An 8,343-nucleotide genomic window follows, 5' to 3' on the forward strand; every position below is an offset into this window, starting at 1 on the left:
TGGTGCCCAGGAAAGGACTCGAACCTTCACGACTGTTAGGTCACTGGCACCTGAAGCCAGCGCGTCTACCAATTCCGCCACCTGGGCATGGGGCCGCTAGTTAAGGTTCGGTCGCGCGCTTGTCAAATTGCCTTAGCCCCCGGCCGGCAACAAGCCATTGAAATGGGCTGTACAGAAATCGGGCGATGGCGTATCCGCAAATCGTCGAAATATCCGCCCCGTCGACCGAATCCGACCCCGCAAATTGGCCCCCGGAATTCACCCAAGGCATCAAACATGGCTTCGAATCTAGAAACCCTGGTGACGGTTTTCGGCGGGTCCGGCTTTATCGGCCGAAGCGTCGTGCGGGCGCTATGCAAGCGCGACTATCGGATCCGCGTCGCTGTACGGCGACCGGAACTGGCGGGCCACCTCCAGCCGCTTGGCAAGGTCGGCCAGATCCATGCGGTGCAGGCCAATCTGCGTTACCCGGCTTCCGTCGAGGCCGCGATGCGCGACGCCGATATCGCCATCAACCTCGTCGGCATCCTGGCGCCATCAGGCGCGCAGACATTCGACGCCGTGCAAGCCGAAGGCGCAGGCACCGTGGCGAAGGCGGCGGCCGCGTTGGGCGCGCGCATGATCCATGTTTCGGCCATCGGCGCTGACGCCAATTCCACCTCGCGCTATGCGCGCACCAAGGCGGCTGGCGAGCAGGCGGTACTGTCGGCCGTTCCCTCCGCCACCATCCTGCGGCCCTCCGTTGTGTTCGGCCCGGAGGATGATTTCACCAACCGCTTCGCCGCGCTGGCTCGGATTTCGCCGGCGCTGCCGCTGATCGGAGGCGGGGCGACCAAATTGCAGCCGGTCTATGTCGGCGACGTCGCAACGGCCGTCGCGGAAGCCGTGGACGGCAAGACCAAAGCAGGGGCGACCTACGAGCTCGGCGGGCCGGAAGTGCTCACCATGCGCGAGATCATGGAATTCATCCTGGCGACCACCCAACGCGACCGCATGCTGGTGACGCTGCCGTTTGCGCTGGCGAAGCTGCAAGCGTTGCTGCTGCAATTTGCGCCCGGCGCGTTCAAGCTGACGCCCGATCAGGTCGAGCTGCTGCGCGGCGACAACGTGGTGTCGGAAGCAGCGAAAGCTGCCGGCCTCACGCTGGAAGGGCTCGGCATCGCGGCGGATTCGCTCGAGGCGATAGCGCCGCAATACCTCTGGCGCTTCCGCAAAACCGGCCAGTTCGGGCAGAAGGGCGCGTAATTTCCCGTCGTCTCGAACAAGTGAGCCGACGGGTCGCGTATGCGCGCCCGATGACAGGCTCCGTGAACGCGATCCGGGATCCACAACCACGAATATCTCTGTTGCACAGAAACGATCCCCAGCGAGCTCGGCAACTAGTATTCGTGGTTATGGGTCTCTGCTTTCGCGGGGACGACAGGAAGTAATCTACCGTCCCATCGCCAGCGCGATCAGGCCGAGCGTGCCGACCACGACGCGCCACCACGCAAACAGCGCGAAGCCGCGGCGGCTCACGTAACCGAGAAACGCCTTCACCACGATGATCGCGACCACGAACGACACCACGAAGCCGATCGCGACAGTGCCGAGGTGGTCGGACGTCATCTCGGCCCGGTTCTTGTAAAAATCATAGGCAAACGCGCCGATCATGGTCGGTATCGCCAGGAAGAACGAGAATTCCGCCGCCGCGCGTTTGTCGGCCCCCAGCAGCATCGCCGCGACGATACTGGCGCCGGAGCGGGAAACGCCGGGAATCATTGCGAGACATTGCGCAACGCCGATCCACAGATAGGTGAGCAAGGGAAACTTCGTGGCGTCATGTTCATGCGGATTGTGATCGATCTGGTCGACCCACAGCAGAATGGCGCCGCCGACGATCAGCGAGAAGCAGACCACCCACGGATTGAACAGAACTTCCTTGATGTATTTGCCGGCAATGAGCCCAATGATCACCGCCGGTAAAAACGCCACCAGCACGCCGATGACAAAGCGGCGGTCGTCGGGATTGGAAAACACGCCGAGCGCGATCTTCCACAATTTGGCGAAATAGATCACCACGATCGCGAGAATCGCGCCGAGTTGAATCAGCACCACGAAACTGTCCCAGAAGGCGCCCTCGCCGAGACCGAAGAAGCGCTTCACGAGCAGCATGTGGCCGGTCGACGAAACCGGCAAAAATTCGGTGATGCCCTCGACAATGCCGAGAATTACCGCCCGCAACGAATCAGACAGCATGATCTAGCGCCCTCTTTTTAAGCTTGGTGATGACACCACGACGATCCATTGACGACCGCGGTGAGCGGCCATGGCCGAAAAACAGCCGGATTCTTCTCGCTTATTCGTTTGCACGCCGCAACGGCAAAAACGCAAAAACCCTAGTGGAGTGGATTCGACATTCGCTAGCCCGCTAGCCACAAACTCAGAAAGCGAATGTCAAATCCTAAACTCCACCAGAAACCCACATTTGCCAGTGGTCCTTTGATTCTAACATTCGCAAAAGTGCCCGCTGAGTTGGGCTGCGAATGTTGGAATCGGACCACTGAAGGGTTGCCTCGGTCGAAAGCTTCGTTAGGTTGGCGGCGCAATTTCTCCTTCCTTCAGGGCTTCATGTTTACGCTGTTCCATCACCCCTTCTGTCCGCATTCGCGCTTCATTCGCCTCGTACTCGGCGAACTCGGCGCCGATCTGCAACTCGCGGAAGAACGGGCCTGGGAGCGGCGCGAAGCCTTTCTCGCACTCAACCCCGCCGGCACCACGCCGGTCCTGATCGCCGAGGGGGAGGGCGCGATTCCCGGCGCCGGCGTCATCGCGGAATTCATCGATGAGGCTTTCGGCGCCGAAATGGCCGAACGGCGACTGTTGCCGACAACGATCGGCGAACGCGTCGAAGTGCGGCGGCTGATGTCGTGGTTCAACGAAAAGTTTTTCGAGGAAGCCTCCAACCCACTGGTCACCGAACGCATCTACAAGCGCTTCATGAGCGAGGAGGAGGGCGGGGGCCCGCCGTCGGCGGACGTCATCCGTGCGGCAAAAGCGAATGTGCGTTATCACCTCGCCTATATCGGCTGGCTCGCGGGAACGCGAAATTATCTCGCCGGCGACCGGCTCACCTATGCGGACCTCGCCGCGGCCGCGCATCTGTCGGCGATCGATTATCTGGGCGATGTGCCGTGGACCGAGGACGATGCGGCAAAGGCCTGGTATGCGCGGGTCAAATCCCGGCCGTCGTTCCGTCCGCTGCTCAGCGAGTGGCTCGCGGGCGTGCCGGCGTCGCGGACCTATGTAGATCTCGACTTCTGATTCAGCCGAGCCAGATGATCCTCCTCGTTGCGGAACGACCTTAAGCCAGGTGCCGCCGCATCTCGGGTCGCGCCTTCAGCTCCGCGCCCTGCTTGGCAAAGATCTTGGCGATGCGCTCCGGCGCAAAGTTCATGTCGACCAAGGCCGGCGCGGTGTTGGCGACCTCGTGATAGCAGGTGATCTTGCCGTCGCGCAGCTTCATCATCGCCACGCCCTCGAACATGACGCGCGCGCCTTTCGCCTCAGGCAGCTTCGAGCGATAGCTAAAGGTGTAGTGCGCATAGAGCATGTTACCGTCGCTGAGCGGGGAATGCATCTCCCAGCGGAAATCGGTCGCGGTACGACAGAAAACTTCGTCGATCATCTCCGCGATTTTGGCGCGGCCCTCGAAGGCGCCGTAAAACACGTCGTGATAGACGCCGTCCTCGGAAAACAGGTCGGCAAAGGCCTTGCCGTTTTGCGCTTCGGCGGCGTCGCAAAGGGCACGCAGCAGTTCTTGTGTGGTCATGACGTTTGTCTCCGCGACAAGACCAAGCTTAATCGAACTCCGCCACCGCCGCCAGAATCCGCGCAATGTCCTGCGGTCGCGACAGCCGGTGATCGCCGTCCTGGATCATGGTCAGCACCATGTCTTCGGCCGGCAGCCGATGGGCAAGCGCAAACGCATGCTTCCACGGCACGTCGGGATCCCGCGCGCCTTGCAGGATATGCACGGGGCAGCCGACCTCGATCGCACCGCCGAGCAACAGGTGCTTGCGGCCTTCCTCGATCAGGTTGCGGGTGATCGGGTAGGGGTCGCCATACTCAGACGGGCGCAACCAGACGCCCGTGGTCTCGATCTGGTGCCGGGCTTCGGGCGAGAATCGCTTCCACATCAGCTCTTCGGTAAAATCGGGCGCCGGCGCGATCAGCACCAGGCCTGCGAGCGAGGCGCGGGGGGCCGGCCGCCGGGCCAGTTCGCGCGCCAGCAGCAGGGCCATCCATCCGCCCATGGAGGAACCGATCACCACCTGGGGACCTGCGCAAAACCGCTCGAAGACGGCGACGCTTTCTTCCAGCCAGCGGCCGATGGTGCCTCGAACGAAATCGCCGCCGGATTCGCCGTGGCCGGAATAGTCGAACCGGACACAGGCGCGCTTGCGCTCGGCCGCCCACCCATCCAGCGCCACCGCCTTGGTGCCTTGCATGTCCGACTTGAAGCCGCCAAGCCAAAACAGCCCCGGCGAGTCGCCTTCGCGGCTACGGACCGCGATGCGGCGCATCGCGTCGGCCTGACCGACCTCGATCAATGTGGGTTTCTCAACGCTTGCGGCGGAACTGGTCATGAGATGGTCATTTCGTGCGCCTCTTTGGGCGAGCCAAACCGCTCCGTCAACGGGCGGAGGTTAACGCGCCGTTCTTGCGGGGCCTGCTTTGGCGACCTATTTCGGACGTACTGAACATTCCCCGATGGAAAGCGTTGTTCGGCGTGGCCAAAATGCCTCGCATTTGATGCTTTTTCACTCCGTTCGACCGAGTTTGCTTGCCCGCAAAGCCTTATTCCTTCAAACTACAACCTTCGTTCACAATTTTGGAGAAGAGACCATTCGCCGTCCCAATAGAGCCCCGCCCGCCGCCGCCAAAGACGGGCCGCGCACCAATGATGAAATCCGCAACGCAACGATTCAGTTGATCGACCACAACGGCACGAACCACGGCACGGTCGAGACGATCGCCGCCATCAAAATGGCGATCGATGCCGGAATGGACCTTGTGGAGATTTCGCCGAACAACAATCCTCCCGTCTGCAAAATTATGGACTACGGGAAGTACAAGTATTCGGCGCAGAAGAAAGCCGCGGAAGCCCGCAAGAAACAGAAGACCGTCGAGATCAAGGAGATCAAGCTCCGGCCGATGATCGACGACCATGATTACGACGTGAAGATGCGCGCCATGCAGCGTTTCTTCGAGGAAGGCGACAAGGTCAAGGTCACCTTGCGCTACCGCGGCCGTGAAATGGCGCACCAGGAAATCGGCACCAAGCTTCTCGACAAGCTCAAAAATGACGTCGCAGAATACGCCAAGGTCGAGCAGGACGCCCGCTTCGAAGGCCGTCAGGTCGTCATGGTCCTGGCGCCGCGTTAATCACCGATTCGCAAAAAGCTGCCGGTTGATTGTCCCCGCCTTCGCGGGGACAATTTTGCCAGCGACCTCGAGAAGGTCTCAGGTTCGCGTCGCCTGCCAGGTCCCGCTGCAATGGTCGCCGGATCCTGCCGTTCTCGTGATGCGGGTGATGCCGTTGTCCGGCATCCTGTCGTCAGTCGAAGAAGCGGATTTGACGGTTCATCGTTGGTTGCCAAAAGAGACTTGTTCTGCCATAAGCGCGGCCTTCATCGCCCGGCTGAATAAGGGCTGCCGTGGCGATGACTGTGCGGGTTTGTCCGGTTATAGAGGAACCTGAGCACTTTCAACGCTCTAACGAGCATTTTAGCCGGGAAGACGCCGCTTGCGGCGGGATTTTCCGTGGCAATTAGGAGAGCCAAATGCCCAAGCTGAAGACCAAATCGGGCGCTAAAAAGCGCTTCAAGGTAACCGCCACCGGCAAAGTGCTGCACGCCCAGCGCGGCAAGCGCCATGGCATGATCAAGCGGACGAAGAAGCAGATCAGGCAGCTCCGCGGCACCCGCGTGCTGTTCAAGACCGACGGCGATAACGTCAAGAAGTATTTCCTGCCGAACGCCTGATCGCGCGCTGCTTCCGCTGCGCCGCATCCGGGCGGCGACCGTCATTCAATTTTTCGCAAGATGAAGGAGATCTGTCATGTCTCGCGTCAAACGCGGTGTGACCTCTCACGCCAAGCACAAGAAAGTCTACAAAGCCGCCAAGGGCTATCGCGGCCGCCGCAAGAACACGATCCGCGCTGCCAAGCCCGCGGTCGAAAAGGCCGGGCAATACGCCTTCCGCGATCGCAAGCGCAAGAAGCGCACCTTCCGCGCCTTGTGGATCCAGCGCCTCAACGCCGCGGTTCGTCCGTTCGGCATGACCTACAGCGTGTTTATCAACGGCCTTTCCAAGTCGGGCATCACGGTCGACCGCAAGGTTTTGTCGGATCTCGCGATCCACGAGCCGGCCGCGTTCCAGGCGATTGCCGAGAAGGCCAAGGCGGCGCTGGCGGCCTGATTGGGGTACGACAGCGGGGCCAATGCAGGTCCCGCTATTTCCCTAATCTGTGCGCATAGCGCTGCGAGATGCCGGCGCGGCACATCGCTGTCGCCGAGCGCCACATGGTGCCCTGCTTGTCCGCGTATTTTTCGTCGCATCGGCCAAGCTGGTCCTCGTAGACGCGCTTTCGCGACGTCGACAGCCGGGAGAGGAACACGGGCTCGCATTTCTTCTCGACGGCGTCGCCGAACTGGACGTCGGCCGTGCTGCCGAATTGACAGGCCTCGAATATTTTCATCGACGCGTCGCAGCTTGAAGCGGCGTTCACCGCGGCGATGATGCCATCCATCTCTGCCGGCCTAACCGGGCAATCTTCAGCCGCCGCGGGCAACGCTCCGACAGACAAGATAGCTAACCCGGCCAAGAGCAGTTTCAGGCGCATGGCGGACTCCAGGGATCGAATGGGTATTGGTGCGACACCAGCCGAAAGGGTTCAAGAGGCGCAATAAGCCGGCCCAAAACGGGCTTTTGTTCGATGTTTTGGCCTTGACGTTCTGGCCTCGCAGCGGCCACAACCAGCGGCCTTTCCGCGGGAGAATTGATCGCCGTGTCCGACCTCGCCACGCTTGAACAGGAAATCCTGGCCCAGATCGCCGCCGCCGGCGACGAAGCCGCGCTTGAAGCCGTGCGCGTCTCGGCGCTCGGCAAGAAGGGCTCGATTTCGGCGCTGCTTGCAACGCTTGGCAAGATGTCGCCAGACGAGCGCAAGACGCAAGGCGCCAAGATCAATCTCGCCAAGGACAAGGTGACTGGGGCTTTAAGCGCGCGGCGCGACGTCCTGAAATCGGCCGCGCTTGATGCGCGGCTGGCGTCCGAAACCATCGACGTCACGCTTCCCTTGCGCGACGCGCCGGCTGAATCCGGCCGCATCCATCCGCTGAGCCAGGTCTGGGACGAGCTCACGGCCATCTTCGCCGACATGGGATTTTCCGTCGCCGAAGGGCCGGATATCGAAACTGACGACTACAATTTCACCAAGCTGAATTTTCCGGAAGGCCACCCGGCACGGGAGATGCACGACACGTTCTTCTTCAATCCGAAAGAAGATGGCTCGCGCATGCTGTTGCGCACCCACACCTCGCCGGTGCAGGTGCGCACCATGCTCAGCCAGAAGCCGCCGATCCGCGTGATCTGCCCAGGGCGGACCTACCGCATCGATTCCGACGCCACCCACACGCCGCAGTTTCACCAGGTCGAGGGCCTTGTCATCGACAAGGGCTCGCATCTCGGTCACCTCAAATGGATCCTGCACGAGTTCTGCAAGGCGTTCTTCGAGGTCGATCATATCAACATGCGGTTCCGGCCCTCGTTCTTTCCGTTCACCGAGCCTTCGCTCGAAGTCGACATCCAGTGCCGGCGCGACAAGGGCGAAATTCGCTTCGGCGAGGGTGAGGATTGGCTCGAGATTCTCGGCTGCGGCATGGTGCATGCGAATGTGTTGCGTGCCTGCGGCATCGATCCGGATGTGTATCAGGGCTTTGCCTGGGGCATGGGCATCGACCGCATCGCGATGCTGAAATACGGCATGTCGGATTTGCGGCAGTTGTTCGACAGCGACGTGCGCTGGCTCGCTCACTACGGCTTCAAGCCGCTCGACATTCCCACGCTGGCGGGAGGGCTAAGCGCGTGAAATTGCTTGCCGACAGTCTATCCGCACAAAAGGTAGAACTCCCTCTCCCGCTCGCTCTCTCGGTTCCCTCCCCCCTTGTGGGGGAGGGTCGGGGAGGGGGATAGCCACAAATGCCGCACGCAGCCGTCAACCCGCGCCAACGTAACCGGGCGAAGCAACTTCGTCAGACGATGACGCGTGCCGAGACGCTGCTATGGCGCTATTTGAAA

General features: G+C 61.4%; 10 protein-coding genes and 1 tRNA gene. 6 read left to right on the plus strand and 5 right to left on the minus strand.

Annotation, left to right across the window (positions count from 1 at the left end):
- A tRNA-Leu gene (locus tag WB528_RS25955) sits at window positions 1-87 on the minus strand.
- A gap of 189 nt (window positions 88-276) precedes the next feature.
- Between WB528_RS25955 and WB528_RS25960 the strand changes: the two genes are divergently transcribed.
- Window positions 277-1,245, plus strand: coding sequence for a complex I NDUFA9 subunit family protein (locus tag WB528_RS25960; protein WP_423892098.1), 969 nt, complete (start codon window positions 277-279; stop codon window positions 1,243-1,245).
- Window positions 1,246-1,431: 186 nt separating this feature from the next.
- Here the strand turns inward: WB528_RS25960 and WB528_RS25965 are convergent, their stop codons facing one another.
- Window positions 1,432-2,238, minus strand: a complete 807-nt coding sequence (locus WB528_RS25965) for an undecaprenyl-diphosphate phosphatase (protein WP_423892100.1) — start codon at window positions 2,236-2,238, stop codon at window positions 1,432-1,434.
- 372 nt (window positions 2,239-2,610) lie between these two features.
- Between WB528_RS25965 and WB528_RS25970 the strand changes: the two genes are divergently transcribed.
- Window positions 2,611-3,303: a glutathione S-transferase family protein gene (locus WB528_RS25970; RefSeq protein ID WP_423892102.1), complete on the plus strand. Its 693-nt coding sequence runs from the start codon at window positions 2,611-2,613 to the stop codon at window positions 3,301-3,303.
- A gap of 40 nt (window positions 3,304-3,343) precedes the next feature.
- Here WB528_RS25970 and WB528_RS25975 read toward each other — a convergent pair whose 3' ends face one another.
- Window positions 3,344-3,811 (minus strand): nuclear transport factor 2 family protein, encoded by a 468-nt coding sequence (locus WB528_RS25975; protein WP_423892104.1) that lies wholly within the window; start codon window positions 3,809-3,811, stop codon window positions 3,344-3,346.
- Between the two features lie 28 nt (window positions 3,812-3,839).
- Window positions 3,840-4,565: an alpha/beta hydrolase gene (locus WB528_RS25980; protein WP_423892111.1), complete on the minus strand. Its 726-nt coding sequence runs from the start codon at window positions 4,563-4,565 to the stop codon at window positions 3,840-3,842.
- 322 nt (window positions 4,566-4,887) lie between these two features.
- On the opposite strand from WB528_RS25980, the gene infC reads away from it, so the two are divergent.
- The 3 genes from infC (at window position 4,888) to rplT (ending at window position 6,462) form a co-directional block, all read left to right on the plus strand.
- The gene (infC, locus tag WB528_RS25985; RefSeq protein WP_423892114.1) at window positions 4,888-5,427 is read left to right on the plus strand and encodes a translation initiation factor IF-3; all 540 of its coding nucleotides are present in this window, start codon (window positions 4,888-4,890) and stop codon (window positions 5,425-5,427) included.
- 398 nt (window positions 5,428-5,825) lie between these two features.
- Window positions 5,826-6,026 carry a 50S ribosomal protein L35 gene (gene rpmI, locus WB528_RS25990; protein ID WP_072818481.1) on the plus strand — a complete coding sequence of 67 codons (201 nt, stop codon included), beginning with the start codon at window positions 5,826-5,828 and terminating at the stop codon, window positions 6,024-6,026.
- Between the two features lie 76 nt (window positions 6,027-6,102).
- A complete protein-coding gene (gene rplT, locus WB528_RS25995; RefSeq protein ID WP_423892106.1) occupies window positions 6,103-6,462 on the plus strand; it encodes a 50S ribosomal protein L20 in 360 nt (119 codons plus the stop codon).
- Between the two features lie 34 nt (window positions 6,463-6,496).
- Here the strand turns inward: rplT and WB528_RS26000 are convergent, their stop codons facing one another.
- Window positions 6,497-6,886, minus strand: a complete 390-nt coding sequence (locus WB528_RS26000) for a hypothetical protein (RefSeq protein ID WP_423892108.1) — start codon at window positions 6,884-6,886, stop codon at window positions 6,497-6,499.
- 165 nt (window positions 6,887-7,051) lie between these two features.
- On the opposite strand from WB528_RS26000, the gene pheS reads away from it, so the two are divergent.
- Complete coding sequence (gene pheS / locus WB528_RS26005; RefSeq protein ID WP_423892109.1) at window positions 7,052-8,134, plus strand: phenylalanine--tRNA ligase subunit alpha; 1,083 nt, start codon at window positions 7,052-7,054, stop codon at window positions 8,132-8,134.
- The last annotated feature ends 209 nt before the right edge of the window (window positions 8,135-8,343 follow it).

The organism is Bradyrhizobium sp., assembly GCF_049586575.1.
Lineage (GTDB): Bacteria > Pseudomonadota > Alphaproteobacteria > Rhizobiales > Xanthobacteraceae > Bradyrhizobium.